The following is a 25430-nucleotide window of genomic DNA, read 5'->3' on the forward strand; positions in this document are numbered from 1 at the left end:
CCGGATGATCCGAACGGAAACGATTTAGACGGTCGGCTCAGCGCACCGGCCGGGGCAGCCGGACGCGGACGAGGGTGGTCTCGACGCCGCTGTCGACCAGGCGGCCCTTCGCGTCGAAGGCCTTCGGGCCGTCGGTCATGCCGAAGTCGTTGTCGTTGAGCAGGACGAGCGTCGACGAGCCCTCGACCGCGATGCCTTCGATCTTGCCGGGCACGCCCTTCACCTTGTTCAGGTCGACGACCAGGCGCTTGCGCAGCACCGGGACGCCGGCCGCCGCGGGGTCGTGGAGCTGCTCCAGGGAGGGTGAAGTGGCGGACTCCCAGAGGGAGTTCAGGATGTCGTTGCCGGGCCGCAGCCGCACTTCGTGCAGCCGGGTGGACTTGTCCGTACGCTCCTGCACCAGCAGCCGGTCGCCGCCGAGCGCGACCAGCGCGGAGATCTTGAGCTCGGACGTCTTGGTCTGGCCCGGCTCGACGACACCGACGGCGTCGAACCGGTACGCGTACTCCGCGGTGACCTTGTTCTTGCGCGGCGAGAAGCGCAGCAGCCGCGTCGTCCGCGACTCCTCCCCGGCCGCCTTCCCCGGGTTGAGCAGCGGGCTCTGCAGACCCATGACCAGATCGCCGCCGGGCAGCAGCGCCAGCCCCTCGAAACCACGGTTGATCTTGCGCTTGAGGAGGACCGGGGGCAGCGACTCGACCACCGGGTAGCCGGCCCCGGTCAGCTTCAGCCCCTTCGGCACGTGCCTGGCGATGACCCGGCCGTGCGCGGAGACGTGGACGAGCGAGGGCCCGTACTCGTCGACCAGCCAGAAGCTGCCGTCATCGGCCCGGACGAGACCCTCGGTGTCCAGACCGTTCGGGTTGTACGCGAGCGGCTTCGTGGCGTTGTAGTTGTACGGGGCCTCGTCGCGGTCCGCCCGGTTCGGCAGGCCCGTCACGGGCGCGCCGCCGGAGGTGGTCAGCGGGATCGACCGCAGCACCTGGACGCGCCCGCCCACGGCACGGATCTTCACGATGGCCGGGTTGAACCCGGGCACCGGGAAGGTGCGCCGCTTCTCCTTGCCCACCTCTATCTGGCCGTTGGGGCCGCGGTCGGTGACGGTCCAGTACTCGCCGCGCCGCTCGGCCGGGTACAGGTCGCTGCCGATGCCGCCCAGGTCGACCCCGCGGTCATTGCCGACGGTGCCGGGCAGCAGCCGGTTGCTGCAGGCGCCCAGCGGAATGTCCGGCAGCGTAGAGGTGGAGACGACGCGGGCGCGGTCCGGGTGGTGGTGCCGCGTCGGGGCCGCGTCGGCGGTGCCCGCGACGGCCGTGAGCGCGAGCACGGTGGACAGCGGCAGCACCACGGTGGCGGGGCGGCGCAGGGGACGCGGATTCATCTGAGGAACTCCCTTGAACTTCACGGCACTTCGCTTGCTGGACAGGCCCTGCTCGGCAGGCCCTGCTCGACAGGTCCTAGTAACGGTCGAGAATGAGCTGCGTCTTGAGGATGTCGCCCCGGTACAGCCAGCCCTTGGCCTCGGCGACGGCGATGGAGTCCTTGTGCAGGTCGGCCGCCACGGCGGCGGAGTCGGTCTTGAACGACAGCTCGACGACGTACTCCGTACCCGAACCGCCCGCGCCGACCACCGGCAGCACCTCGATGCTGGCGTCGTCGGAGTCCCCCCACGCACCGCCGTACACCTTGGCCGTCACCGGTCCGTGCGCGCGGGAGGCGCCCAGTGTGCTCGCGCCCCAGCCGCCCGGCTTCGCGTCCTTCAGCTTGCCGGGGACGTCGCTGACCAGCCAGCCGCGCCCGGTGTCGCTCGACGGCAGGGACGTGCCGGAGTAGCCCGAGGCGCTGCGCTTCTTCTCGTTGCTGAAGCTCAGGGTCTGCTTGGCGTAGCCCCAGTCGACCTCGGCCTTGTAGTTGGTGTCGCTGCTGTCGAAGCCCGCCGCGTTGGCCGTGTTGAGGGCCGCGTCGAGGTTCCCCTCGGTGACGGGGAAGCGCTTCTTGTACGTCTCCTCGAAGGACGAGCCGTCCTTGTGGCGCAGCCGGACGCTCCAGCCCTCGGCGTCGAGGGCACGGTCGTCGGTGTCGTAGTAGCTGTACGAACGCGCCTTCGCGGAGCCGGTGATGCCGAACGCCGACCGGACCGCCGCGCTCGGGGCGTGGGACGCGTCGAGCGCCGCAGCCGTGAGGTTGATCTTCACTTCGTAGGTGGGGACGGCGTTGCCGGCGGCGTGCGCGGGGGCGGCGGGGGAGAGGAGCGCGGCGGAGACGGCGAGGGCGAGCACCGAACCGGCGGCGGCCGGGCGGATGGCCCGAGAAGTGGAGGTCATGTGCCAGATGATCACGGCCGTGCATGAGGGCCGGGTGACCTTCGGGCGTGGGTTCGGTGAACCGTGGGCATCCAGCAGGGCCGACTCCTCCCTGAGGAGGAGGCCCACCGGGCCGCTGGTCCCGGGTGCGGCGGCGGGCGGGACCGGGGTCCTCGTGCCCGTGGGCGATGTGCCGCACCTGGCCGGATTCCTAGCCTCGGGGCAGCAGACGGACCGACGACCGACGGACCGACGGCCGACGGACCGACACCAGACAACCTACGGAGACCCATGCCCCCTCTCCACCCCGCCGCGCGCCGCGCCTCCGCCACCGGGCTGGCCCTCGCCGCCTGCCTCGGCACGGCCCCCGCCCTCGCCTCCACCCCGGCCACGGCCGCCGCGACTCCCGCAGGACACGGCTCTGCGGCGCCGCTCGACCGCTACTACCAGCAACGACCCGACTGGGGCAGCTGTGCCAAGGGCGCCCAGGACGCGGCAGGCCGCGAGACGGGCCGCCAGATGGACAGGACCGGCCTGCAATGCGCCGACCTGACCGTGCCGTTGGACTACGCCGACCCCCGGGGGCGCACGATCACCGTGGCGGTCTCCCGGCTCAAGGCCACCGACACCCGCCGCCGCATCGGTACCCTCCTCCTCAACATCGGCGGGCCCGGCGGACCCGCGCTCCAGGTCCCGCCGGTCATCCGCAAGGCGATGAAGGACGTCGGACCGCGCTACGACATCGTCGGCTTCGACCCGCGCTTCGTCGGCCGCAGTACCCCCCTGGACTGCGGCTGGCCGGTCGGATCGGCCTGGTTCTCGGCCGGTGCGGGCCGGGCTGGCTTCGACCGCCAGGTCACCCTGCAGAAGAGCCTGGCCGACAAGTGCCGCTCCGCGGGCGCCTCGGTACTCCCGCAGGCCTCCGTACGCCCGCGCACCTCGGTGCTCCCGTACATCAGCACCCGCAACACCGCCCGCGACATGGACGTCCTCCGAGGCGCGCTCGGCGAACGGAAGATCTCCTACCTGGGTTACTCGTACGGCACCTATCTGGGCACGGTCTACACGCAGATGTTCCCCGGCCGGTACGACCGGGTGGTGCTCGACGGCGCGTTCGCCCCCGGCGACTACGGCCCCCGGATGCTCAGGGGCTCCGAGCGCGAGAACGAGAAGGCGCTCGGCGACTGGGCCGCCTGGGCGGCGGAGCGGCACGACACCTACGGCCTCGGCCGTACCCGTGCCGCGGTGCTCGCCACCGTCGACCGCATCGTCGCGGCGTCCGCGCGCGGGCCGCTGGAGGTCGGCACCGGCGCCGACACGTTCCGGCTCGACGACACCCAGGTGCCCGCTCTCCTCTTCACGGCCACGGCGGACGACACCGACCAGGCGCGGGCCTCCTTCAGCGAGCAGATGTCGGTTCTGGCCGAGGCGGCCGACGGAGCGGCGCCGACCGCGCTGTCACCGGAGTTCACCGCGACGCTGCGCTACCTGCTGCACGGCGGGACCGAGCCCTCGGGCGTACAGCAGGCGATCATCTGCGGGGACGTGGCCGCCCCGCGCGATCCCCGGTCCTACTGGCGGGACATCGAGCGCAGCCGCGGCGCCCACCCGCTCTTCGGACCGATGACCCGCAACATCGGCCCGTGCGCCTTCTGGGACCGGCCGCGCGAGGAGCCCACCCGGGTACGGCGCGACGCCCCGGCGCTGATCGTGGCCGCGACCGGCGACCCGCGCACCACGTACCGGAGCAGCGTCGCACTGCACGACCTGCTGCCGAGCTCCAGACTGCTCACCCTGGAGGGCGCCAACCGGCACGGCCTCTACGGGCGTTACGGCAGCACGTGCGTGGACGACGAGGTCAACCGGTACCTGGCCACCGGCGAGCTGCCGACGAAGGACAGGACCTGCGTCAAGGAGCCGCGTACGGACCAGCGCGGGTAACCGAACCCAGGACACGACCCGGGCGCGTCAGTCCCGGGGCCACGGGCGGCCGTCGAGGCGCTCGATGTCGCGGTTGAAGCGGCCGAGGCCACGGGCGAACTGGGCCGCCTCCTGCGGGGTCCAGTTCTCCAGGACGCGGGCCAGTCCTTCCAGGTTGGAGTTGCGGTCGCTCTCCAGCCGCCGTCTGCCCTCGTCGGTGATGGCGAACTTCCGGGCGATGCCGCCCGCCGGGTCGGGGATGCGCTCGACGACCCCGGCCCGGAGCATGGCGGCGGTCTGCCGGTTGAGGGTGGAGGCGTCCAGGCCGAAGGCGTGACTCAGCTCGCTGATCGACAGCGGGCCCTCGGCCAGGATCCGGCTGAGCAGGATGTAGGCACTGCGGTCGAGCCGGCCGTCGCCCCGATGGGTGAGCAGACTCATGTACCGGCCGAGCAGCATCGTCTCGAACTCGATCTGGTCCAGGGGCATTTCCACGCCCGTAGATATACCACGGAGCGTATGCATGATGAACGAAGTGTGCATCATGCATACCCCTCTCGGCGGGCCCGTCAGACGGCGGCCCAGCCGTCGTCCACCGGCAGGACCGCGCCGTTGACGAACGCGGCCGCGTCCGATGCGAGGAAGACGATGGCGGCCGCCTGCTCCTCCGCGCTGCCGAGCCGGCCGATGTTCGCGCCGATCAGCGGACTGATCAGGGCGGGCCCGTGCGCCTGCGGGTCGGCGTCGACGTGGATCCGCGTCCTGGTCGGCCCGGGGGCGACGGCGTTGGCGCGGATGCCCTGCTTGCGGTACATCACGGCCAGGTTCTTGACCAGGCCGACGACGCCGTGCTTGGCGGCCGTGTACGCGGCGCCGGCCGCGCCGCCGCGCAGACCGGCCTCGGAAGCGGTGAAGACGATCGACCCGTGCCCGGCCGCGAGCATGTGCGGCAGAACGGCCCTGGTCAGCAGGAACGGTGCGGTCAGGTTGACCCGCAGAACGCGCTCCCACTCCGCGTCGTCGGTCTCGCCCAGGGCCGACATCCGGTCCATGATCCCCGCGTTGTTCACCAGGACGTCCGGCCCGCCGAAGGCCGCCACCGCCCGCTCGACGACGGCGTCCACCACCTGCGGGTCGCTCAGGTCGCCGACGACCGCGAGCGCGGTGCCCCCGCCCCGCTCCACGTCACGGACGACCTTCTCGGCGCCGCCCCCGTCCAGGTCGGCGACCAGGACCCGGGCCCCCGCCGCGGCGAACTTCAGCGCCGTCGCCCGCCCGATGCCGGACGCGGCCCCGGTGACGACGACGCTGCGGCCCGCCCATTCGCTCCGCTGCCCGCCGCTCTGTTCACTGCTCTGTTCACTGCTCTGCATCAGGGGTCCTTCCGGTGGAACTCGATGACTGACGGGGCGTCAGCCGCAGTACGGTGCCCTCGCCGTTGGCCGACAGGAGCAAGGAGCCGTCGGGCGCCGCCGCGAGGCCCGCGAACGGGTGGGCCACACCGGGCATCCCCTGGGCGAACAGCGCGGGCCGGACCCGCGGACCGGTGCCGGGCGGCAGCCCCACCGCCAGGTCCTCGGCGTCCACACGCTGCTCCCCGGTGGCGAGCGAAACCGCCCGCAGTGTGCGCGAGCCGGTCTCCACGACGAACACCTCCCCCTCCCGCACCACCAGCCCCTGCGGGGCGTCGAGCCCCCCGGCGACGGGGAGCGCCCGCCCGTCGTCGCCGAGCAGGAGGACGGCCCCGAGCTCCTCGTCGCTGACGTACACCCGGCCGTCCTCGTCGAGCGCGACGTCCACGGGACGGGGCAGACCCTCGGCGAGGACGGTCACCCGGTCGTCCCCGTCGGCCGCGAGGTCGATCGCGAGCACCCGCCCGGCGTCCGTCTCGGCGACGACGAGTCCGCCCCCGGGCCGTGCCGCGATCCCGGTGGGCCGCCGCAGACCGGTCGCCCGCACGCGCGTGGTTCCCCGTACCGGATCGAAGGTGGTCACCTCGCCGTACTGCGAAGTGAGGTGCAGGAGCCCGCCGTCGGCGCTGATGCCGTGGGCGAACGGCCGTAGGACGTGGGTGCTCACCCCGCCGGGCGCGCCCTGTCCACTCTCTTCCCCTTCCCCTTCCCCTTCCCCTTCCCCTTCCCCTTCCTCTTCCGCTTCCGGACCCGCCACCCGGTAGTGGTCCGCGGCGTACACCCGGCCCGCCAGGTCGACGGTCACCCCGTACGGGCCGTCGAGCCCCCGGGGCACGACCTCGCGGGTCCGGCCGTCGGGGTGGAGCTCCGTGATGCCGCCGCTCGCGAAGCTGGAGACGAACATCCGGTTCTCGGCGTCGAACGCCGCGTTGTCGAGACCCGCGAGCCCACTGGTGATCAGCGATCGGGCGCCCGTTCCGTGCAGATCGACACGGGTCACGAGACCGGCCGCGCCCCGGGAGAGCACCAGCATCGCGCCGCCCAGGTCGAAGCGGACCGCCACCGGCTCGTGCACGCCGTCGGCGACAAGATCCGGCTCCCCGCCGTCGGGCGACAGCCGCCAGACCTGACCGGTCACCATGTGCGGGTAGTACAGGCAGCCGTCCGGGCCCTGCTGCATCGCGTTGCCCAGGGCGAGACCCTCGGTGAGCACCCGGGGAGGCTCGCCGCTGTCCGGGAAGAGTTCGAGCAGCCGCCCGTTCATCCGCATCTCGTTGACGAAGAGGCGGTCGCCGACACAGGTGATGCCGTTGGGCACCTTCACCTGGTCCGAGACGAGCCTGTACGTCCCGGAGGGGCTGCGGCGCCACACCCTCCCCGGCACCAGGTCGGCCACGTACATCGAGCCGTCCGCACCGAAAGCGAGGTCGTCGGGCGACTGCACGGGGCCGTCCATCGGCACCACCGTCTCGACGTCCCCGGTGGCCGTGTCCACCGCGCTGATCTTCCCCGCCAGGAACTGGGCGGCGTACAGCCTGCCGTCCGGGCCGAACGCGACACCGTTCGAACCCCACAGCGGATTGGGGGAGTTGAGCCTGCGCACCGCCCAGCGGGTACGCGACCGGGGCGCCGGTACGGACGCGCCGTACCGGCTGCCCGCGGACCCCGTCACGGCCGGTCGTCACCTTCGGCGTCGACGAGCACCTCGCTCAGCCCGCCGTTCGCCCGCCAGTCCCGCAGCAGCGCGTGGAAGGCGACGGGGCCGTCGCCGTACGACTCGCTGCGCTTCCTGGGCCTGCCCTCGTTGTTGTAGTAGCCGGGGGTGCACTCGGCCTGGAACGCGTACAGGTCGGCGGCCTTCTCGCGGATCGTCGCGACCCACGCCGCCTGGGCCCCTGCGCTCGGATCCACGTACCGCGCCCGCCGCGCACGGGCCGCGGCGACGACCTCCGCGACGTGGGTCGCCTGCTCGTCGAGGATGTGGACGTAATTGACGGAACTGGCGTTCTGGAGCGGCCCGAGCTGGAAGAGGTTGGGGAAGCCGTGGCTGTAGAAGCCGTGCAGCGTACGGGGCCCCTCCCGCCAGGTGTCGGTCAGCGCGACCCCGTCCCGCCCGTACACCGGCAGCCGGCCTGAGGTGATCCCGGAGAGGCCGACCCGGAAGCCGGTGCCGAAGATGATGCAGTCGACCTCGTACGTGGTGCCGCCGACCACCACGCCGCTCTCGGTGATGCGCTCCACGCCGTGCTGGTCGGCGGTGTCGACCAGGGTGACGTGCGGCAGGTTGAAGGTCTGCAGGTAACTGTCGCTGAACGTGGGCCGCTTGCACATGTAGCGGTACCACGGCTTGAGCTTCTCGGCCGTCCGGGGGTCGGTGACGACGGCGTCGACCCGGGCCCTGATCTCGTTCATCTTCTGGAAGTCGGCGAGCTCGTAAGCGCGCTCGTTCTCCTCGGCGGACAGCTCCGGGTGTCCTTCCCGGTGGCTGTCGCTGGGGATGAGCTTCTGGTGCAGCCGGGCGCTGCTGGTCCAGCCGTCGTCGACCAGGTCCTGCTCCGTCCGGTCGCCGGTGACCAGCGCCAGGAAGTTGTCCCGGCGCCGCCGCTGCCAGCCGGGCGTGAGGGAGGCTGCCCAGGCGGGGTCGGTGGGCCGGTTCGCCCGTACGTCCACGGAGGAGGGCGTGCGCTGGAACACGTACAACTCCGCCGCACCCGCGGCAAGATGGGGGACGCACTGGATGGCCGTGGCGCCCGTGCCGATCAGGGCGACGCGCTTGCCCGCGAGCCCGTGGAGGTTCCCCTCCGCGCTGCCGCCGGTGTAGCCGTAGTCCCAGCGGCTGGTGTGGAACGTGTGCCCGGCGAAGGTCTCGATGCCGGGGATGCCCGGCAGCTTGGCCTCGCTCAGCGTGCCGCTGGCCGTGACGACGTACCGCGCCCGGATCCGGTCACCGCGGTCGGTGGACACGAGCCACTCCGACTCGGCCTCGTTCCACCGGAGTTCGGTGACCTGCGTCTGGAACACGGCGTCGCGGTACAGCCCGAAGACCCGGCCGACAGCCCTGGCGTGCTGCCGGATCTCCTCGCCTGGCGCGTACTTCCACTTCGGTACGTACCCGACCTCCTCAAGCAGCGGGAGGTAGATGTACGACTCGATGTCGCAGTGGATGCCGGGGTACCGGTTCCAGTACCAGGTGCCGCCGAAGTCGCCGCCCTTCTCGATCACCCGGATCGACTCCACGCCGGCCCGGCGCAGCCGTGCGCCCGCGAGCAGACCGCCGAACCCACCGCCCACGACCACCACTTCGACCCGGTCGCACAGGGGGTCGCGGTCGGACGGGGCTTCCGTGTACGGGTCCTCGTCGTAGTACCCGAACCGGCCGGCGGCGCGCTCGTACTGGCCGTTGCCCTCCGGCCGGATCCTGCGGTCGCGCTCGGCCCGGTAGCGGGCCCGCAGCTCGGCGGGGTCGAACCCGAGGTCCTGTGCGTCCGGCGACGACCGGCCGTGGGGGAGGGGCATGGAGATCCTTCCTCGTGGCAACTGCCTTGCGGGACCGCGCCGTTGGCAGGCGCCCGTCCACACCCTGGCGATGTGCATCATACATGTCACGTGTATTGCACACACTGAAGATCCAGGGGTTATCGCGCGGGCGGTCCGGTGTGCCGCAGGAGGCCGTCCACCACGGCCGTGAGCTGCTCCGCCATCTCGTAGTCCTCGGTCAACTCGACCCATTGCGGGGCGAGTTCGGTCAGCCGGGGAAGCTTTCCGGTGCCGGTGCCGGTGCCGGTGCCGGTGCCGGTAGAGGTATCGGTATCGGCCTCGGTGAGGATCTCGGGAAAGTAGCGCTTGCGGTCCGGGTCCGCGCTGCGGCGGGTCATCGCCCGGTGGAAGACCAGCTCGCCGAACACGCAGTGCCAGAGGGTCCGGTACAGGCGCACTGCCGCGCCCGGTGTCAGCCCGCACCGGATCGCCGAGTCGACGATCTCCTCGATCATCCAGAGGGCGCCCTTGTCCGTCAGGTCGCCCAGGCTCAGGATCTCCACCACCCACGGCACCTGCCGCAGTGTGGCGTGCATGTGGACGGCGACCGCGATCAGCCGCTCGCGCGGATCCTCGGGCAGCTCCGGGCGGGGGAGGGTCGCCGCCGTGCCCGCGAGCACCAGCATCAACAGCTGGTCCTTGTCGCGCACATGGTGGTACAGCGCCATCGGCGTCACGCCGATCTCCCGCGCCACCCGGCGCATGGTCACGGCGTCGACGCCCTCCTCCTCCACGATGCGCCGCGCGACGGCGACGATCGCGTCCGGCTCGACGCGGCGGGGCCGCCCCGCGCTCCTGGCGGCACCCCGCCCCGTGGCGCCGCCCTTGCTGGTGCTGTCGCTCTGCGAACGCTTGTCCTGCGGACGTTCGCCCCGTGTGCCGCCGCCGCTCGCCCTGCCTGCCGTTTCTGCCATGTGCGCATTCTCCCCCGGCGCATTTCTATACGCGTATAGTAATGTGCGAGCCATGATGAACTCAGCTCCTTCGCAAGGGCGTTGGTTACTTCCCGTCCTGCTCACCGTCCAGTTCCTGGTCTCTCTCGACATGTCCGTCGTCAATATCGCCCTCCCTGCCATCCGCGACGATCTCGGCTTCACGCCGGAGGGTCTGCCGTGGGTGGTCAACGCCTACGCGCTGGCCTTCGGCGGACTGCTGATGCTGGGCGGCCGCATCGCGGACCTGGTCGGCCACCGCCGGATCCTCGTCGTCGGGTTCGTCCTGTTCGGAACGGCGAGCCTCGTCGGCGGGCTGGTCTCCAGCCCCGGCGCACTGATCGCGGCGCGCGCCGTACAGGGCGTGGGCGCGGCCGCCCTGGCGCCGGTCGCGTTGACCCTCATCACCGTCAACTTCCCTGCGGGGAAGGAGCGTTCTCGGGCGCTCGGACTGTGGGGGATGGCAGGCGCGGCAGGCGGCGCGATCGGCGTGCTGGCGGGCGGACTGCTCACCGACCTGGCCGGCTGGCGGGCCGTGATGCTGGTCAACGTGCCCGTCGTACTGGCGGTCCTGGCCGTGACCGGACGCGGTGTGCCCGCCGACCGTCGTACGGAACAGGCCGAGCGTCCGGACGTGACCGGCGCACTCCTGGTCACCGGCGGCATGACGCTGCTGGTCCTCGGCCTCGTACGCACCGAGACTCACGCCTGGGGCTCCGTGACCACCCTCGGCACGCTCGCCGCGGCCGCCGTACTGCTCACCGCGTTCGTGCTGGTCGAGCTGAGGGTACGTCAACCCCTGTTGCGCATCGGTCTGTTGAGCGGCCGCCCGGTGCTGGCGGCCAACAGCTTCGCGCTGCTGATGTCCTGCGGCCAGTTCGCCGCCTTCTACTTCGCGTCCCTCTATATGCAGCAGGAGCTGGGGTACGGACCGACTGCCGCCGGGGCCGCCTTCCTGCCGTTCTGCGCGGGAGTCGTCGCCGGTTCGGTGCTCGCGCCGCGCGCGGTCGGCCGCTTCGGGCCGGGACCGGTGCTGGTGGTGGGCGGACTGGTCGGCGCGGCCGGATTCGTCTGGTTCGGGCTCGCGGTGTGGGCGCAGGCGGGACTGCTCAGCGCGATCGTCGGCCCCTCGCTGGTGACCAGCCTCGGCATCGGCGCCTGCTTCGTCCCGCTCGGTACGGCGGCCACCTCGGGCGTCGCGGCGCAAGAGGCCGGAATGGCTTCCGGCCTGCTCAACACCAGCCGCCAGATCGGGGGTTCGCTGGGCCTCGCCGTGCTGGTGCCGCTGGCGACCGGAGCGGGAACGACGGCCTCCGACGGCTACGGCACCGCGTTCCAGTTCGCCGCGGGCCTGCTGGCGGTGGCGTCGGTGCTGGTCCTGGCACTGCTGCCGCGCGCGACCCGCACACGCCCCCTCGCACCGGAGGGCAAGGAGGCGGCGGCTCCTTCCCGCACGCCGTAGCCGGTACTCGGTGCGGGCCCGCGGGCCCTGATCCGCGTCCTACTGCGCCAGAAGCTCGCGGACCAGGGCCTGTCCCCACCACTGCTCGATACGAGCGGGCTGCCAGCCGCGTTCACCGGTGAGCGTGGTGTAGACGTCGATGTTGCAGACGGCGGCGTAGACATCGACGGCGGACCGCAGGTCCAGGTCGTGGCGGAGGGTGCCGGCCGGCCAGGAGGAGAAGACCTGGACCCGGGTCTCGTCGCCCCGCTCGCGGCCGCCGCGGTAGGCCGTGGCGAGTTCGGGTTCGGTGCGACCGGCTTCACGCATCAGCAGGATGACGTCGCCCGCGCGCTCGAACAGCCGCCGGTCGTAGCCTGCCATCGCCGCGAGCTGACCCGCGGGGTCCGCCGCCGCGGTCTCCAGCTCCGTGAGCATCCGGGGCGCGTCGGCGGACAGGTCGGCGGCATCGGCCACCGCCTGGATCAGACCGGTCTTGTTTCCGTACGTCGCGTACACCGTGGGCACGGAGACTCCCGCTTCGCGCGCCACCTCGCGCACGGTCGTGTCCGCCCACCCCCGGGAGGCGAAGAGCCGGCGCGCGGCGCGGGCGATCTCGGCCCGGGTCTCCCGCGCCTGCGTGGTGCGGCGCAGCGAGTCGTAGCGGCGTCGGTCCTGCTCCGGTTTCATGTCCTGCCCTCTCTGGTGCGAGGTCTTGCCCTCTTTGGCTTTACGCCTCATATAATGAATACATGACCCATCACCTCAAGTTAACAGCCCCCGCTTCCTCCGATCCCGGTTTCTCCGGCCCCGGTTTCTCCGGCCCCAGCACCTTCAGTCCCGGCTTCTCCCGGATCGGTGGCATGGCCGCCCTGGGCTTCGCCGCCATGATCACCCTCAGCAACGCGATCATGGTGCCCGCCGGTCTGCCCCTGACAGGCGCGGGGCCCGGTGAAGTCACCGCGTTCTTCGCCACGCAGGGCACCGCCGTCGGCATCGGCTCCGCCCTCGCCCCCGGCGGCTGGATCCTGGCCACCCTGTTCGGCGCCGGCGCGCTCGTCGCACTGCGGCGGTCCGAGCGCGACCGCGGCGACGCGTGGTCGCTCCTCGGTCTCGCCGGCCTGGTCCTGCAGAACGTCACCTTCGCCGGAGTCGTCGCCACCCGTCTCGCGCTGACCTCGACGGCCCCGCACGACCCCTCCGCGACCGTGGGACTGTGGGCGCTGCACGACGCGGTGTTCACCCTCAACGGGACGTTCCTGGCGCTCGCTCTCGTCGGTCTGTCCGTCGGAGGACTGCGTGCCGGTCTGATCCGGCCGTGGCACGGCACCCTGGGACTGCTCGCCGCCGTACTGCAGTTCAGCTCGGCCACCCTCGCCCACTGGGTCGTCGACGACGACGGAGCCCTCGCTCTCCTCGGCCTCGCCGGCTGGCTGATCTGGGTCGTCTGGATCGTCGCGTACGGAATCACCCTGATCCGGCAGAACGGGGAGGCCTCCCGCCCGGAGGTCCGCCGGTGACGCCCATGACGCCCATGACAGCCGTGACGCCCGTGACCGGATCCAGGGCGAGGCGTCGCCTCACCACCGCGCTTGCCGTACTGAGCGCTGCGGCGGTCCTGCTCTTCGGGCTCAACTTCCTGCTGAACCCCGGCGGCGCACCCCAGGGGTTCGGGATCGCCCCCTGGCCGCAGGGGAACGCCGACGGCTACTTCGCCGTCAAGGGCGTACGCGACGTCGCCGTGGCGTCCACCGTGTTCCTGCTGCTGGCGCTGGGGCAGCGACGCGCCCTCGGCTGGGTGCTCCTCGTCGACGCCGTCGTCCCGCTCGGAGACGCCCTCACGGTCATCACCCACGGCGGCACCTTCGGCACGGCGCTGGGCGTGCACATGTCGGCGGCCGCCCTCGTCGTACTCTGCGCCGTCCTGCTGCTCACCGAGGGCGGCAGCCGCGCGACACCGCAGCCGCACCCCTCACCGTCCGCATGACGCCCCAACTCCCCGGGCCATGGGCACCCTTGGCCGCATCACCGGGACCCTCTGCGTCGTCGCAGATCAGCGGTGTGCAGAATGATCCTCATGCCGAAATCGATCACTCCTCAGACGGCAACGGCCGACGACGCACCGCTGATCAGCCGTACCCTGAGCCGCGCCTTCGTCGACGACCCGATGATGCGCTGGTTCTTCACCGACGAAGCCACCCGCGAAGCGGCGCTCGCCCGCTACTTCAGCACCCTGTTCACCCGGCAGTACGTCCACCACGGCGTCTGCGAACGCACCGCGGCCGCGGCGGCCTTCTGGGTGCCGGCGGAGGCCCAGGCCAAGGCCGTGCCCGACGCGGACACGATCCTGGAACTCCAGAACATACTCGGCGACCGGGCCGAGCAGTTCGGGAACGCCGTCGAGACGGCCGCCGGGCACACCCCGCAGGAACCGCACTGGTCGCTGTCGCTCATCGGCGCCGACCCTGAGGCCCGCGGCCAGGGCCACGGAGCGGCACTGCTGCGCTCGGGGCTGGCCCAGGCCGACGCGGCGGGGCAGCCCGTCTACCTGGAGTCCTCCAAGCCCTCCAACCTGCCCGTCTACGAGCACTTCGGCTTCACCATGCGCGAGGAGTTCACGCTGCCTGACGGCGGCCCCGCACTGTGGGGGATGTGGCGCGAGCCGAAGTAGCCGTCACCGGGACCGACGGCGAGCCGGGGCTCGCCGTCGGCCGTCGTCACGGCGCGGGGAGTGCCCGGGGCTGCTGGGTGTTGAACAGCGGCTGCAGGATCTGCGCGATCTTCAGGAAGTTCTCCAGCTGGGTGAGGACCGCCGAGAGTGTCCGCAGCTGTCTGATGTTCGAGGTCAGCTTGGGGAAGTTCTCCCGGAGGCTCTCCTTCGCTTCCTCGCTGAGCGCCTTGTACTGCTCGATGATTTCGTTGGCCGCCCTGCGGACTTCCGCCAGGTTGGGCTTCTCGCCCGTCCTGGGCTGGAGAGTCTTGATCTTCTCGATCACTCCGGTGACGAAGGTTTTGGCGTCCGGGGTCAGCTTGTCGACCTTCTCCTTCAGGAGGTTCCGGAGCTCGACGAGTTTGGTGTAGAGGGTCTCGGACTCGGCCTTGATGAGGGCGAGGATCTCGTCCTCCGTTGCCCCGGCAGGGTTCTCCAGGAGCCGTTCCATGGCGACGGACGTGCCTGCGACGGGATGGGAGTGCCGGGATTCCGTGACGGTGGCGGCTGCGGCGGGCCCGGCCGCGGCGATCACAAAGGCGGTCAGGGTACCCAGGGTCGCGGTCAGTTTCGCGACTGTCCTGGCCGGTTTCTGAGGCATGGCGTGCTCCGTCCGTGTGCGGGCGCTGCACCCGTGGCGGGGCCGCCCGGGCACACTCGGTCTGCTCTGTCGTCAGGAGAGAACGTCACACGTAAGCGGTGACGGCGCATGAGGTGGCAGGCCAAACGAATGACCGCCGAAGCCGGTCTTGACGATCCATCAGAGATTCCCCCCGCGCCGGTCGGCGCTCTTCCGCGACGCAAACCCGGGTTCGGTCACAGCGGAAGCCAGGCGGCGCACTCCGATGGAGGAAGCCGCCTCCGCACGCCGAATACACAGAGCGCCCAGTTCGATACGGTAAGTGACTTCTGCGGGTCGCGGCAGGTGCGGCCCGCTCCGTATGAGGGGATCTGCACATGATGCGACGACGCATGGCCATGGCCCTGGGGGCTCTGGCGGCCGCCGCCACCATGACGGTCGCGGTGCCGGGATCGGCGTACGCGGCGGAAGGCGTCCTGGTCGTCAACGGCACTGCACACGAGAACCCGAGCGGCTGCTACGCCGTCGACTGGTTCCCGTCCTCGGTGACCAACAACACCGACGCCATCGCCGAGGTCCACTCCGGACCGAACTGCACGGGCCAGGTCGAGTGGCTGGTCTACCCCGGCGAGACGTACCACACGGAGACAGCCCAGAGCGTCTTCATCCTCTGAGCCCACTGGATCCACCGATGTCACTGGCGCCTCGCCACCAGCGGGGCGCCGCGTGTCCGGACCCCCTACCGCCGGACGACCGAGTGGATCCAGGCGAGTTGCCGGGAGATGCCCGTCACCGGGCCTCCTGAATGGCCGCCCGCGGGAATCCCGGACACCGTCTCCCTGCAGAAGTCCGAGCGGCCCGGCGCGGTGCGACCGGCGCACCGCGGGTCGTCCGGCCGTACGGCCCGCAGATCCGCCTGCTTGAGCACGGGGGACTGGCAGGCGTTCTCGTCCTCGGTGCAGGTGGCGCCCCACCCGTACTGACGCACTGCCTGGCCGGGCTGGACACCGGCGGTGGCCAGGCGCACCGTACGGACCTTCATCGGCGGGACCTTGACGAGCATCATGTCGGCGTGCGCGCTCCTCGCGCGTGTCCCGGGCACCGGACGGACCGTGCTGCCCTTCCTCGTACGATCCGGAACAGCTCCTCTCAGCGGGACCCGGGCGTACCGATCACGGTGGCCTTCCCTGAGAGAACCGTTCCCACGCCCCGTCCTCGTGCAGCGGCCGCCCCGCCGCCGGGGATCACCGTCCCGGCGGGCCGGCCTCCGGGATTCCCTGCGCGCCGAACGCCTCGGCGATCAGCTGGTCGTCGTGGGCCTCGGACGTCTGTACGGCGCGGGTGGGCTTGCGGCCGAAGATGTAGAGCCTGGCACCCACCTTGAGGTACTTGTACAGCCGCTCGGCGTCCTTGAGGTACATGTTGATGCAGCCGCCGGACCCCGAAGAGAAGAGGTCGTGGTACGTGCCGTGCAGGGCCTGGCCCCCGTTGAAGAACTGCGAGTACGGCATCGGGGCGCCGTCGTAGATCGTGGAGAAGAACGTCCGGTTCTTGCGGTAGATCCGCTGCCAGCCGGTGCGGGTCTCCAGCCCCTTGCGGCCGGTGCGGATGGGGATGGGCGAGAACATGACCTTCTTGCCCTTCTGCACCCACAGAATCTGCCGGGACAGGTCGATGCACGTCAGCCGGTAGTTGGGCGCCGGGCAGCGCTTGTTCGCGTTGGGGTTCTTCTTCACCTCGTCGATGAGCAGCAGCCGGTACGTCTTGATGTCGGCGGCCCCGTTGACCGGCGTGATCTTCAGCCGGGTCTGGAGCTTCTTCAGGGCGACGCAGTCGTCCGAGGACATCCGGCCGTCCTCGGGGAGCTTCAGCTTCTTCTCCAACTGCCACTGGTACGCGCCGGTCGTCGCCTTGCAGGCGGGGTCGGGCGGCGCGGCGGGCGCGGCTTGGGCCGCGGCCGGGAGCACGGCGGTGGACAGGGAACAGGCCAGGACCAGGGCGGTGCCCGTGGTCCAACGCAGCGGCGGCCAACCAGGCATGGACGTTCTCCCGAGGCTGGGGGCGGCCGGGGCCGCCTGTGCAGGTGATCCAGAGCTACCCGGTCCGGACGGGGACTGCCATCCGGGAGGGGCCACCAGCGTGAGGGGAGCCGGGTCGGACGCCGCCGCACACCCCGGTCCTAGAACAGCGTGTCGCCGAGGTTTCCCGTCGCCCCGGGACCGGGCAGGACGTAGGCCAGCGCGGAGGCCCGGTGCTCGATGAAGCGGGAGAGCGCGTCCTTCACCGCGAGCCGCTCCTGCACCCGTACGAACAGGTGCGGATCATTCATGCAGGCGAGGAAGAGCAGCCCGCGGTCCTGCGGCCCGTTGTCGTAGGTGTAGCCGCGGCGCAGCATGCGCGCACCCTGGTCGAGCCGGGAGTGGGCCTGGCGCACGTGGGCGTCGACGGGCAGGATGTAGCGGCCCTCCGGGGTCTTCTCGAAGAGGTCGACCTCCCGGTGCTCCTCCCGGTGTCCGAGGGGGGCGCCTTCCGCCCTGGTACGGCCGAGGACGGCTTCCTGACGGCGGGTCGGAAGCACGTCGAACGCGGCCGTGTCCATGTGGATGCGGCGCGCCACCAGGTAGGTGCCGTGCTCGTCCGGCCCACCGCCCACCCACACCCATCGCTCGGCCTCCGCCGGGGTCGGGTTGATCGTGCCGTCCTTGAACCCGAAGAGGTTGCGCGGCGTCTCTCCCGGCGCGTGCGGGGGGAGGTGTCCGCGCTGCTCCCACCGGGTGCGCAGGGTGCCGTCCGCGAGGCGGGCGAGTGCCCGCGCGGTCTCGGCCACCGCCGCGGGCCCGGCGCCGCAGATCTGCACCAGGAGGTCGCCGCCGCCCTGCTCAGGCCGCAGCCGGTCCCCGGGGAAGGACGGCAGCTCCCGGAGGAGGGCGGGTGGACGCAGACCGAGGAGGCCGGGCAGCCGGGGGCCGATGCCGACGGTCACCGTCACCGGGTCGGGCCGCCCCGCGGCCGGGTGCGCCGCACTGGCGGACGGCGTGCCGCCCCGGCTCCGGGACGTCCAGGCGGCGAGGACCTGCTGCAGCAGGCGGGCGCCTGCCGGGCCACGCCGGCCGGGAGCCAGGTCGAAGGCCAGCACGTTGACGTGAGGCTGCTGGGGGTCGGTGACGCCGGGCTGCCGCCGCTGCGGGACGGCCCGGTCGGCAGTGGCGCCTGCCGGGGCGTGCTGTTCCTCGGCGGAACATCCGGTGACGAAAGCGGCCGCGGTTCCCGTGAGCGTTCCCTTGAGCAAGGCACGCCTGGCCGGGCCGCGTTCGTACGAAAACGATGACATGGAATTCCGCTGCTGCAGGAGGGAAAGAGAGTGATGGCCAAAGAGGACATCCGCGAAGGACGGTACACCTGCACGCATGCACATTTCAGCAACACCCCTTCGGCTCCGCCGAATTCATACCGCCGTCGGGCGGATCTCCGTACTCATCGCCCTGCTGGCAGGGGCCGTGGCGTGCGCGGAGAACTCTTCCGTCCGTCCCGCACCGGGCTCCGACGGCCACTCCGTCATTCGCGTTCCGCAGAACGCCCCGTCAATTCAGGAGGCAGTCGATTCCGCTCGCCCGGGTGACCTGGTACTGGTCTCTTCGGGTGTATATCGCGAAAGCGTGGTGATGAAGACCGACCGGGTCGTCCTGCGCGGCACCGACCGCAACAAGGTGGTCGTCGACGGGGAGTTCCGCCGCGGGAACGGCATCACGGTGACCGGTGCGCAGTCCGTGGTGGAGAACCTCACGGTCCGCAACCACCTGGTCAACGGGGTGCTGTTCACCGGCGTCACGGACACCCAGCTGCAGGCCCGCGGGGCGGGCGGCGCGGGCTACAGCCCGCTCGACACCGCCAAGTTCCCGCCCCTGAAGGGCTTTCGGGCCTCCTACGTGACCGCCCACAACAACGCCCTGTACGGAATCTACGCGTTCGACGCCCAAGAAGGCGTCATCGAGCACTCGTACGCATCGGGCCATGCGGATTCCGGTATCTACGTCGGACAGTGCCGCCCCTGCTCCACAGTCGTCCGCCACAACAACACCGAGCACAACGCGGTGGGCGTGGAAGTCACCAACGCGTCGGAGAACCTCTATTTCCTGGGAAACACCATGCACCGCAACCGGGTGGGCATGACGGTCAATTCCAATGACCTTGAGGCGCTGGGCCCGCAGCACGCGGCGGTGGCCGTGGGCAACCGGATCACCGACAACAACGACGCCGCGGGGCCCGAACAGGCCGACGGCGGTTTCGGGATCGGCGTCGGTGTCGGCGGAGCCCTGCGCAACACCTTCGAACGCAACCTGGTGACCGGCAACCGGGCCGCCGGCTTCCTGCTCCAGGACCTCCAGGGCTACCCGGTGCGCGACAACACGGTGCGCGGCAACCGCGTCCGCGGCAACGGGGTCGACCTCGTCCTCAACGCGGCCACCGCGGGCGGGAACTGCTTCGCCGGCAACGTGGAACTGAGGGTCAGCCCCGGCGGACTGGCCGGAGCCGCCCGGTGCCCCGCCGGAGGCGGGCGCGCGCTCGGCGGCAGGGGACAGGCGGCCCGTACGGACGCCCCGCCCGGAGTCTCCTTCCGGCGGGCACCGGTGCCCCCGGCCCAGGCACAGCTGCCCGGTGCGGCGGGGGCGCCGCCGGTACCGGCCACGGGGCTGCCCGGCGCGGTGCGTCTCCAGGACTTCCCGCTGCCGAGCTGACGCTCAACGCCCCTGGCGGCGCGGATGCTCAGCGCTTCCGGGCGAGCCGACGCTCAACGCCCCTGCTTGCCCGTGTCGTTCCCGCCCGTGCGCGGTGCCTTCCCCCACGGCTCTCCCGGCACCTTGGTCTTCACGGTCGGGCCGAAGTCGATCCGGGACGCAGCCGCGGCACTGGCCGGGCGGATCTCCACCCGGCCCAGGCCGCTCTGCTCATTGATCCAGTAGGTGAGCGGTGAGCGCGCCCCGGCCGGCCCGGCAGGGGCGGTCCGCCCGGCATCCCGGGCCGTGGGGTGCGCGGCCTTGCGGGCGGGCGCCGGGCGAGGACCCGAGTAGAGGTGGTAAGCGGCGCCGTTCCACTCGCCCTGGCCCAGGTACAGGGCGCCCTGCTGGGCGAGCAGCTGCGGATTGTCGGGGCGGTCGGTGCCCAGACCCATGGCGACGCGCAGCACGGCGTCCAACGGGTCGCCGCTGTACGCCCGGGGCGACCAGGCACGGGAACCGAGGCGGACCGCGGCGGCGGTCGCGTCCGCGGCGGACCCGGCCGTGCCCTCGGCGACGGCAAGCCCGGTGGCGTCCCAGGCGATCAGTCCGCGCGAGCCGCCCGCCGTGTAGGTGCCGACGGCGCGTTGCGCGCGGTAGTCGATCACCGCGCGCACTTCGACGGCGCTGCTGCCCATCGGAGCCCGCGCGACCACCTCCAGCGGGCTCTTCTCGTACAGGCTGAACCGGGAGAGCGCCATCTGCTCGGCCTGTTCGGTGCTGAGCGGCCGCGGATCGTCCGCCGGTCCTGAAGCGAGGAAGAGGACGGCGACGAGGGCGCTCACACCGAGCCCGAGGGCCGCGAGGAGCACGCCGCGGTGCAGGGACCGGGCGGGCAGGAACGAGGTGGGGGCACGCATACGGTGATTCCTCCGGTCTGGTGCGCTGACGGGTCCGACGCGTCTGCGATCGTCACCGTTGCCGCTCCGCACCGGAAGTTGCCGCTCCGCACTCGAAACGGCGCGCGCGCAGGGTCACTCGAACGGCCGCGGCGGGACGCGCCACACGGACCGGGCGCACCCGTCAGGCGTCGAAGCGACCGCGCGCGTCCTCGATGTGACCGAGGTACTGGTGGGTCCAGCCGCACAGTCCGTCGATCGTGGCGCGCAGGGCCCGGCCGGGCCCGGTGAGGGTGTACTCGACCCGCGGCGGCACGGTCGGGTACACCTTCCGGTCGACCAGACCGTTGCGCTCCAGCATGCGCAGGTTCTGGGTGAGCATCTTGTGGCTGATGCCCTCGACCTCGTTCCGCAGTTCGCTGAAGCGCAGGGTGTGCTCGCCGAGCGCCTCGATGATCAGCAACGCCCACTTGTTGGCGACGTCCGAGAAGATCTCCCGCGCCAGCGAGTCCGCGCGCCTCAGGTCCGCGTCCTCGGGCAGGCCTTTGAGCAGCTGCTTGGTCACCATCAGGTTCCTCACTCACCGAAAAGTGCGTTCTTCCAGGTTGGCCGCCACTCTCCTAGGGTTCCTGAGTAACCACAAGAGAGCGCACCAGAAAGGTGAACACCGTGCCCCCTCGCGACGCCTTCCACTTCCACGTACCCGCGGAGAGCGACTTCGGCTACTCACAGGCCATCAGGTCCGACGGGCTGATCCACGTCTCGGGACAGCTCTCGCTCGACGGGGCGGGAGAGTTCCGCCACGCGGACGACTTCGCCGCCCAGCTCCGGCAGACCCACGCGAACACGGACAGGGTCCTGGACCACTACGGCGCCACCCGGAACCAGATCGTCTCGCAGACCCTGTACGTGGTGGACCTGCGGCGGAACGCCGCGGCGACGGCGGCGGGCAACCTGGCGTACTTCCGCGACCACCGGCCGGTCAGCACGGTCCTCGGCGTCACCGAACTGACCTTCCCCGGCCAGGTCGTCGAGATCAGCTTCGTCGTCGACACGGGACTGCCCGCCTGAGCCTGTCCAAGTGCCGCTCCCCGGGCAGCGGGTATCCGGTCCACGAACGGACCGGCAGCGGGTACCCGTCTACGAACTGACCGCTGCGGCAGGCCGGACCGCCGGGAACCGGGCGGCCGTCTGCTGCAGGGCGAGTTCGCGCACGGTGGCCATGTCGCTGAACGGAATCAGTTCCTCGCGGACCGTCTGATGCGGTTCGCTGCCCTTGCCCGCGACGAGGACGGTGTCCTGGGGACCGGCCGCCGACAGGGCGAAGGCGATCGCTTCGCGCCGGTCGGCGATCCGCTCGTACGGTGTGCCCGTCGCGGCCAGGCCGGGGACGATCTGGTCCAGGATGGCCCCCGGGTCCTCGTTGCGGGGGTTGTCCGAGGTCAGGACGCACAGATCGGAGTGCGTCCCGGCGATCCTCCCCATGTCGGCCCGCTTCGTGGTGTCCCGGTCGCCGCCGCAGCCGAAGACCGTGATCACCCGGCCGCGTGCGTAGCCGCGGAGGGTGGTCAGGACCTTGTCCAGGGAGTCGGGGGAGTGGGCGTAGTCCACGATCACGGAAGTGCCGTCGGGCGTCTCGAAGCGTTCGAACCGGCCGGGGACGGGCGGCATGTGGCCGAGCGCGGCGACGAGGGCGTCCAGGTCGTGGCCCAGGACGTGGCAGGACGCCAGTGCGGCGAGGGCGTTGGCCACCGAGTACCGGCCGGGGAACGGAATCGACGCCGGGTACGCGTGCCCGGCGTGCCGGAGGGTGAACCGGGTGCCCGAGGCGCTCACCACGAGGTCGGTCGCCCGGTAGTCCGCCGGTACGTCCAGCGCGTACGTGGTCACCGCACCGGGCATCATCGCTCCGATCCCGGCACCCACCGGGTCGTCGGCGTTGACCACCGCGTGCCGGCACAGGCCCTGGAAGAGCCGGAGTTTGGCATCGCGGTAGTTGGCCATGGTTCCGTGGTCGTCCAGGTGGTCCTGGGTCAGGTTGGTGAACACCCCGACGTCGACGAACGTACGGTCCACCCGGTGGGTCAGCAGAGCCATCGAGGTGGCCTCAAGCACCACGCTGCCGGTCGCGCGGTCCCGCATGTGCCCCAGCAGGTACTGCAGGTCGGGCGACTCCGGGGTGGTGAGCACCGAAGGCGGCATGGGGATCACCTCGTCGCCGATCCGGCTGCCGGCCGTCCCGATGACTCCCACCTTCGCCGCCGCGGCGAGCCGCAGGACGGATTCGACCATGTAGGAGACCGAGGTCTTGCCGTTGGTGCCGGTGATCGCCACCATGTCCATCGCGTGCCCCGGTTCGCCGTAGTACCGGGAGGCCACCACCGCGGCCGCCCGCCGGGCGTCCGGCACCCGCACGGTGCATCTGCTCGCCGGCCACAGCGTCTCCGGAAGCGCCGGATCCGTCTCTTCGACGAGTACGGCGGCGGCTCCGCGGGCGAGCGCCGCGGCCACGGAGGCGGGCCCGCCCTCCCGGTGTCCCGGCACGGCGATGAAGAGGGAACCGGGCGTGACCCGGTCGACGTCGAAGGTCGCGCCCGCGGTGATCGTGGTCGTACCGGGGTCGCCCTGGAGAATCCGGTGTTCCCATCCGGCCAGCAACTCGCTCAACTTCACGATGATCCCTTCGAAGTGGCGCGGCCCGGGGAATGCGGTCGCAGCCGGGCGGCAGCACCGGCGGAGGCCGGAAGCTGCTGTGGTGACGTGGAGCAGGCACGGGGAACGCCCCGCGCGGCTGGAAACAGGGCGGCTCGCGACCGGGCGGAGAACCGGCGCACGGCAGGGAAGCGCGGCGGGCCGGTGCGAGGAGCGCCGGCCGTGACGCTGGTGGGAAGGCGGACCGGTGGGACGGCGTGCTGGCGTGCTGGTCGCTGGGCGGCCCCACGCCCCGAGCGGGTCGAGCAGCGCGATCCGTGTCGACGGGTGGTGCTGCACCGGTTGGCGGTCGCGGACCTCGGATGAGTACTTCGTCGTCGAGCAACCGCTGTTGATGCCGCTGTGGGAGGAGGCGTTCGAAACGGTTGGATCGTTCACGCCTCGCCCCGAAGCTACAGCCAGATCGTTGCTGGGGCCAATCGCTTCTGAACCCCGACCCGTTCGACCCGCCCGACCGGGACGGGCACACCCTGCTCCCGATGCCGGTCGAGGTGATGGGCCTGCCCTACCTCAGAGGTAATCGCCCCGGCCGGCCCGCTCAGGCAAGGTCGGTGATCCGTCCACGTCGACAGGACGCGGACCAGGAGGGGAGACGTTCGCCATGCCCACAACCGCACCCGCACACACGCGCACGGTGGTCGAGGAACTGCTGCGCAGGATCGGAGAGGGCGACCCCGAGCGCATCTCCGAGCTGTACGCGGAGCGGGGCGACTGGAAGCTGGACTGGCCGGAGGCCGAGCACGGCCGCAGCGCCACGCCGTGGATCCGTCACCGGTCCACCCGGGCCGACGCGGCCGCCCACTATCGCGAGCTTGCCGAGCACCACGTCCCGGAACATGTGGCGACCGAGGTCGAGCGCATCCTCGTTGACGGCGACGAGGCGGTCGTGCTCGGCGAGATCCGCCAGACCGCCCGGCCGACCGGCCGCGCGTATCGCGCGCGGTTCGCCCTGCATCTCACCGTTGAGAACGGTCTGGTCACCCGGCACCACGTCTACGAGGACAGCCTCGCAGTTGCCCGGGCATTCGAGGCGGAGACCCCGTGAGCGGCTGCCGAGCCGACCGCGAGGCTGCAGCGGATCCCGTGACGCCGCTTCTGCCGTGGTGTGCGCCCTAGCTCTGGTGGCGGCGGCGCCACAGGACCGTACCTCCGAGCAGTACGGCGGCGGAGAGGCCCGCTGCTCCTGCTATGAGTCCGGTGTCCAGGCCGGTGCCGGCGGAGGAGGCGGCCGAGGCGGCGGAGGAGGTGGAGGAGGTGGTGTCGGAGGCGCCCGCGTTGACGGCGCCCTTCGGGATCTTGCGGCTTTCGACGTTCACAGGGGCCACGTTGTGGTGGGTGTTGAGGTGCCGGTGCGGCTGCTTGTGGTGGTGCGGGTTGTTGATGACGGCGTCGGCGATTCCGAACTTGACCGAGTCGACCTTCTGGTTTCCGACGTAGCCGTCCACCCGGTAGTAACCCGGCTTGGTGTGCGCCGAGACGGTGGCCGTGCCGTGCCAGCTCGAAGTTCCCTCCTCGGGGGTGAGGTTGACGCTGCCGCCGAACGCGCCGGACTCGATACGGGCGCTGCCCTTGAGGTCGCCGCCGTCGATGGTGACCTGAACCCGGTCCCCGGGCTTCCCGCCGTCCGTCGACAGGGCCAGAGAGGCCTGCTGAGGAACGGGGGTGGGAGTGGGGTCGGGGGTGGGGTCGGGGTCGGGGGTGGTGACCGTGTTGACCAGGATGTTGGCCGTGGCCTGGGTGCCGGTGTCGCCGTAGTCCGCCACGATCTTCACCGGCAGGGTGCCGATTCCGGCGTTCTTGGAGATCGTCGCCGTACCGGCCCAGGTGGAGCCGGTTCCGTCGGTCGGGGCGAGATGGGTCGTGCCGAACGCGGAGGACGACGCGGTGACCCCGCCGGACGCGTTGCCCGAGGTCGTGGCCGCAATGGTCACGACCTCACCGGCCCGGAAACCGGCCGGGTCGCCGGGCGACGACAGCTGGGCGGTGACCTGGGCGGTGACCTGTGCCGAGACCTGTGCCGAGCCCTGGGCGGTGACCTGGGAGGGGACCTGCGCCTGCTGCTGGTCGTCGGTCTGCTGCGTCGACGAAGTGGCGGCCGGGCCAGGTGAAGGTGCGTCGGCGAACGCGGTCGCGGGAACCGCGAGTACCGCAGCAGTGACAACGGTGACCGCCGAGGCGGTGAATGCCTTGCGCAACATGGACGACCTCCTTGCACGGCGAGGAGCCAATTCCTCGCTCGGTGTTTCACATCTCCATGCTGCATCGAATA

At 71.4% G+C, this 25430-nt stretch carries 24 protein-coding genes and 1 pseudogene; 9 read left to right on the plus strand and 16 right to left on the minus strand.

From position 1 onward, the window contains the following. Nucleotides 1-37: 37 nt before the first annotated feature. Nucleotides 38-1381 (minus strand): esterase-like activity of phytase family protein, encoded by a 1344-nt coding sequence (locus ACH4SP_RS10130; protein ID WP_398412565.1) that lies wholly within the window; start codon nt 1379-1381, stop codon nt 38-40. Between the two features lie 76 nt (nt 1382-1457). Next, nucleotides 1458-2324 (minus strand): hypothetical protein, encoded by an 867-nt coding sequence (locus tag ACH4SP_RS10135; RefSeq protein WP_398412568.1) that lies wholly within the window; start codon nt 2322-2324, stop codon nt 1458-1460. Nucleotides 2325-2594: 270 nt separating this feature from the next. On the opposite strand from ACH4SP_RS10135, the gene ACH4SP_RS10140 reads away from it, so the two are divergent. Further along, nucleotides 2595-4244 (plus strand): alpha/beta hydrolase, encoded by a 1650-nt coding sequence (locus tag ACH4SP_RS10140; protein WP_398412571.1) that lies wholly within the window; start codon nt 2595-2597, stop codon nt 4242-4244. A 27-nt stretch (nt 4245-4271) separates the two neighbouring features. On the opposite strand, the gene ACH4SP_RS10145 is transcribed toward ACH4SP_RS10140, so the two are convergent. From ACH4SP_RS10145 to ACH4SP_RS10165, 5 genes are all read right to left on the minus strand, one after another. Continuing rightward, a complete protein-coding gene (locus ACH4SP_RS10145) occupies nt 4272-4712 on the minus strand; it encodes a MarR family winged helix-turn-helix transcriptional regulator (RefSeq protein WP_398413514.1) in 441 nt (146 codons plus the stop codon). 80 nt (nt 4713-4792) lie between these two features. After that, nucleotides 4793-5596: an SDR family NAD(P)-dependent oxidoreductase gene (locus ACH4SP_RS10150; RefSeq protein WP_398412574.1), complete on the minus strand. Its 804-nt coding sequence runs from the start codon at nt 5594-5596 to the stop codon at nt 4793-4795. Beyond that, nucleotides 5583-7307: a PQQ-binding-like beta-propeller repeat protein gene (locus ACH4SP_RS10155; protein WP_398412576.1), complete on the minus strand. Its 1725-nt coding sequence runs from the start codon at nt 7305-7307 to the stop codon at nt 5583-5585. The genes ACH4SP_RS10150 and ACH4SP_RS10155 overlap by 14 nt, the downstream gene beginning before the upstream one ends. Continuing rightward, on the minus strand, nt 7304-9151 hold the full coding sequence (locus ACH4SP_RS10160) for a flavin-containing monooxygenase (RefSeq protein WP_398412578.1): 1848 nt from the start codon (nt 9149-9151) through the stop codon (nt 7304-7306). Before ACH4SP_RS10160 ends, ACH4SP_RS10155 begins: the two co-directional genes overlap by 4 nt. 119 nt (nt 9152-9270) lie before the next feature. Then, nucleotides 9271-10086: a TetR/AcrR family transcriptional regulator gene (locus tag ACH4SP_RS10165; protein ID WP_398412580.1), complete on the minus strand. Its 816-nt coding sequence runs from the start codon at nt 10084-10086 to the stop codon at nt 9271-9273. Between the two features lie 55 nt (nt 10087-10141). Here ACH4SP_RS10165 and ACH4SP_RS10170 point away from each other — a divergent pair, with 55 nt between their 5' ends. Next, nucleotides 10142-11566 carry an MFS transporter gene (locus tag ACH4SP_RS10170; RefSeq protein WP_398413516.1) on the plus strand — a complete coding sequence of 475 codons (1425 nt, stop codon included), beginning with the start codon at nt 10142-10144 and terminating at the stop codon, nt 11564-11566. 39 nt (nt 11567-11605) lie between these two features. On the opposite strand, the gene ACH4SP_RS10175 is transcribed toward ACH4SP_RS10170, so the two are convergent. Beyond that, a complete protein-coding gene (locus ACH4SP_RS10175) occupies nt 11606-12235 on the minus strand; it encodes a TetR/AcrR family transcriptional regulator (protein WP_398412582.1) in 630 nt (209 codons plus the stop codon). A 62-nt stretch (nt 12236-12297) separates the two neighbouring features. On the opposite strand from ACH4SP_RS10175, the gene ACH4SP_RS10180 reads away from it, so the two are divergent. From ACH4SP_RS10180 to ACH4SP_RS10190, 3 genes are all read left to right on the plus strand, one after another. Further along, nucleotides 12298-13065 (plus strand): 2-oxoglutarate/malate transporter, encoded by a 768-nt coding sequence (locus ACH4SP_RS10180; RefSeq protein ID WP_398412584.1) that lies wholly within the window; start codon nt 12298-12300, stop codon nt 13063-13065. 5 nt (nt 13066-13070) lie between these two features. Next, nucleotides 13071-13532 carry a DUF4267 domain-containing protein gene (locus tag ACH4SP_RS10185; RefSeq protein WP_398412587.1) on the plus strand — a complete coding sequence of 154 codons (462 nt, stop codon included), beginning with the start codon at nt 13071-13073 and terminating at the stop codon, nt 13530-13532. A gap of 90 nt (nt 13533-13622) precedes the next feature. Beyond that, nucleotides 13623-14216: a GNAT family N-acetyltransferase gene (locus ACH4SP_RS10190; RefSeq protein WP_398412591.1), complete on the plus strand. Its 594-nt coding sequence runs from the start codon at nt 13623-13625 to the stop codon at nt 14214-14216. Between the two features lie 46 nt (nt 14217-14262). Here the strand turns inward: ACH4SP_RS10190 and ACH4SP_RS10195 are convergent, their stop codons facing one another. Continuing rightward, nucleotides 14263-14856, minus strand: coding sequence for a hypothetical protein (locus tag ACH4SP_RS10195; protein ID WP_398412594.1), 594 nt, complete (start codon nt 14854-14856; stop codon nt 14263-14265). 356 nt (nt 14857-15212) lie between these two features. Between ACH4SP_RS10195 and ACH4SP_RS10200 the strand changes: the two genes are divergently transcribed. Then, nucleotides 15213-15509, plus strand: coding sequence for a hypothetical protein (locus ACH4SP_RS10200; RefSeq protein ID WP_398412596.1), 297 nt, complete (start codon nt 15213-15215; stop codon nt 15507-15509). Between the two features lie 65 nt (nt 15510-15574). Here ACH4SP_RS10200 and ACH4SP_RS10205 read toward each other — a convergent pair. From ACH4SP_RS10205 to ACH4SP_RS10215, 3 genes and pseudogenes are all read right to left on the minus strand, one after another. Next, nucleotides 15575-15949: pseudogene (locus ACH4SP_RS10205) on the minus strand (trypsin-like serine protease); the annotation flags it as partial. A 130-nt stretch (nt 15950-16079) separates the two neighbouring features. Further along, the gene (locus tag ACH4SP_RS10210) at nt 16080-16874 is read right to left on the minus strand and encodes a L,D-transpeptidase (RefSeq protein WP_398412600.1); all 795 of its coding nucleotides are present in this window, start codon (nt 16872-16874) and stop codon (nt 16080-16082) included. 140 nt (nt 16875-17014) lie between these two features. Next, nucleotides 17015-18166: a Dyp-type peroxidase gene (locus tag ACH4SP_RS10215; protein ID WP_398412604.1), complete on the minus strand. Its 1152-nt coding sequence runs from the start codon at nt 18164-18166 to the stop codon at nt 17015-17017. Nucleotides 18167-18497: 331 nt separating this feature from the next. On the opposite strand from ACH4SP_RS10215, the gene ACH4SP_RS10220 reads away from it, so the two are divergent. After that, on the plus strand, nt 18498-19571 hold the full coding sequence (locus tag ACH4SP_RS10220; protein ID WP_398413518.1) for a right-handed parallel beta-helix repeat-containing protein: 1074 nt from the start codon (nt 18498-18500) through the stop codon (nt 19569-19571). Nucleotides 19572-19624: 53 nt separating this feature from the next. Here ACH4SP_RS10220 and ACH4SP_RS10225 read toward each other — a convergent pair whose 3' ends face one another. Then, nucleotides 19625-20470, minus strand: a complete 846-nt coding sequence (locus ACH4SP_RS10225) for a hypothetical protein (protein WP_398412606.1) — start codon at nt 20468-20470, stop codon at nt 19625-19627. 163 nt (nt 20471-20633) lie between these two features. Then, nucleotides 20634-21017 (minus strand): winged helix-turn-helix transcriptional regulator, encoded by a 384-nt coding sequence (locus ACH4SP_RS10230; RefSeq protein WP_398412609.1) that lies wholly within the window; start codon nt 21015-21017, stop codon nt 20634-20636. Nucleotides 21018-21109: 92 nt separating this feature from the next. On the opposite strand from ACH4SP_RS10230, the gene ACH4SP_RS10235 reads away from it, so the two are divergent. After that, nucleotides 21110-21520 (plus strand): RidA family protein, encoded by a 411-nt coding sequence (locus ACH4SP_RS10235; RefSeq protein WP_398412612.1) that lies wholly within the window; start codon nt 21110-21112, stop codon nt 21518-21520. Nucleotides 21521-21589: 69 nt separating this feature from the next. On the opposite strand, the gene ACH4SP_RS10240 is transcribed toward ACH4SP_RS10235, so the two are convergent. Further along, on the minus strand, nt 21590-23122 hold the full coding sequence (locus ACH4SP_RS10240; protein ID WP_398412615.1) for a UDP-N-acetylmuramoyl-L-alanyl-D-glutamate--2,6-diaminopimelate ligase: 1533 nt from the start codon (nt 23120-23122) through the stop codon (nt 21590-21592). Between the two features lie 640 nt (nt 23123-23762). Here ACH4SP_RS10240 and ACH4SP_RS10245 point away from each other — a divergent pair. Next, complete coding sequence (locus ACH4SP_RS10245; RefSeq protein WP_398412617.1) at nt 23763-24206, plus strand: nuclear transport factor 2 family protein; 444 nt, start codon at nt 23763-23765, stop codon at nt 24204-24206. A gap of 67 nt (nt 24207-24273) precedes the next feature. Here the strand turns inward: ACH4SP_RS10245 and ACH4SP_RS10250 are convergent, their stop codons facing one another. Beyond that, nucleotides 24274-25359, minus strand: a complete 1086-nt coding sequence (locus ACH4SP_RS10250) for a hypothetical protein (RefSeq protein ID WP_398412620.1) — start codon at nt 25357-25359, stop codon at nt 24274-24276. Nucleotides 25360-25430: the final 71 nt, after the last annotated feature.

This window comes from Streptomyces sp. NPDC021093, from assembly GCF_044333135.1.
Taxonomy (GTDB): domain Bacteria; phylum Actinomycetota; class Actinomycetes; order Streptomycetales; family Streptomycetaceae; genus Streptomyces.

Excerpts from the sequence above, each read along its gene's own strand:
- ACH4SP_RS10225 (WP_398412606.1), bottom strand. The coding sequence starts at position 20,470 with ATGCGTGCCCCCACCTCGTTCCTGCCCGCCCGGTCCCTGCACCGCGGC.
- ACH4SP_RS10165 (WP_398412580.1), bottom strand. The coding sequence starts at position 10,086 with ATGGCAGAAACGGCAGGCAGGGCGAGCGGCGGCGGCACACGGGGCGAA.
- ACH4SP_RS10130 (WP_398412565.1), bottom strand. The coding sequence starts at position 1,381 with ATGAATCCGCGTCCCCTGCGCCGCCCCGCCACCGTGGTGCTGCCGCTG.
- ACH4SP_RS10190 (WP_398412591.1), top strand. The coding sequence starts at position 13,623 with ATGCCGAAATCGATCACTCCTCAGACGGCAACGGCCGACGACGCACCG.
- ACH4SP_RS10215 (WP_398412604.1), bottom strand. The coding sequence starts at position 18,166 with ATGTCATCGTTTTCGTACGAACGCGGCCCGGCCAGGCGTGCCTTGCTC.
- ACH4SP_RS10180 (WP_398412584.1), top strand. The coding sequence starts at position 12,298 with ATGACCCATCACCTCAAGTTAACAGCCCCCGCTTCCTCCGATCCCGGT.
- ACH4SP_RS10160 (WP_398412578.1), bottom strand. The coding sequence starts at position 9,151 with ATGCCCCTCCCCCACGGCCGGTCGTCGCCGGACGCACAGGACCTCGGG.
- ACH4SP_RS10195 (WP_398412594.1), bottom strand. The coding sequence starts at position 14,856 with ATGCCTCAGAAACCGGCCAGGACAGTCGCGAAACTGACCGCGACCCTG.
- ACH4SP_RS10230 (WP_398412609.1), bottom strand. The coding sequence starts at position 21,017 with ATGGTGACCAAGCAGCTGCTCAAAGGCCTGCCCGAGGACGCGGACCTG.
- ACH4SP_RS10170 (WP_398413516.1), top strand. The coding sequence starts at position 10,142 with ATGAACTCAGCTCCTTCGCAAGGGCGTTGGTTACTTCCCGTCCTGCTC.
- ACH4SP_RS10210 (WP_398412600.1), bottom strand. The coding sequence starts at position 16,874 with ATGCCTGGTTGGCCGCCGCTGCGTTGGACCACGGGCACCGCCCTGGTC.
- ACH4SP_RS10135 (WP_398412568.1), bottom strand. The coding sequence starts at position 2,324 with ATGACCTCCACTTCTCGGGCCATCCGCCCGGCCGCCGCCGGTTCGGTG.
- ACH4SP_RS10185 (WP_398412587.1), top strand. The coding sequence starts at position 13,071 with ATGACGCCCATGACAGCCGTGACGCCCGTGACCGGATCCAGGGCGAGG.
- ACH4SP_RS10220 (WP_398413518.1), top strand. The coding sequence starts at position 18,498 with ATGAAGACCGACCGGGTCGTCCTGCGCGGCACCGACCGCAACAAGGTG.
- ACH4SP_RS10245 (WP_398412617.1), top strand. The coding sequence starts at position 23,763 with ATGCCCACAACCGCACCCGCACACACGCGCACGGTGGTCGAGGAACTG.
- ACH4SP_RS10145 (WP_398413514.1), bottom strand. The coding sequence starts at position 4,712 with ATGCCCCTGGACCAGATCGAGTTCGAGACGATGCTGCTCGGCCGGTAC.
- ACH4SP_RS10150 (WP_398412574.1), bottom strand. The coding sequence starts at position 5,596 with ATGCAGAGCAGTGAACAGAGCAGTGAACAGAGCGGCGGGCAGCGGAGC.
- ACH4SP_RS10140 (WP_398412571.1), top strand. The coding sequence starts at position 2,595 with ATGCCCCCTCTCCACCCCGCCGCGCGCCGCGCCTCCGCCACCGGGCTG.
- ACH4SP_RS10200 (WP_398412596.1), top strand. The coding sequence starts at position 15,213 with ATGATGCGACGACGCATGGCCATGGCCCTGGGGGCTCTGGCGGCCGCC.
- ACH4SP_RS10250 (WP_398412620.1), bottom strand. The coding sequence starts at position 25,359 with ATGTTGCGCAAGGCATTCACCGCCTCGGCGGTCACCGTTGTCACTGCT.
- ACH4SP_RS10175 (WP_398412582.1), bottom strand. The coding sequence starts at position 12,235 with ATGAAACCGGAGCAGGACCGACGCCGCTACGACTCGCTGCGCCGCACC.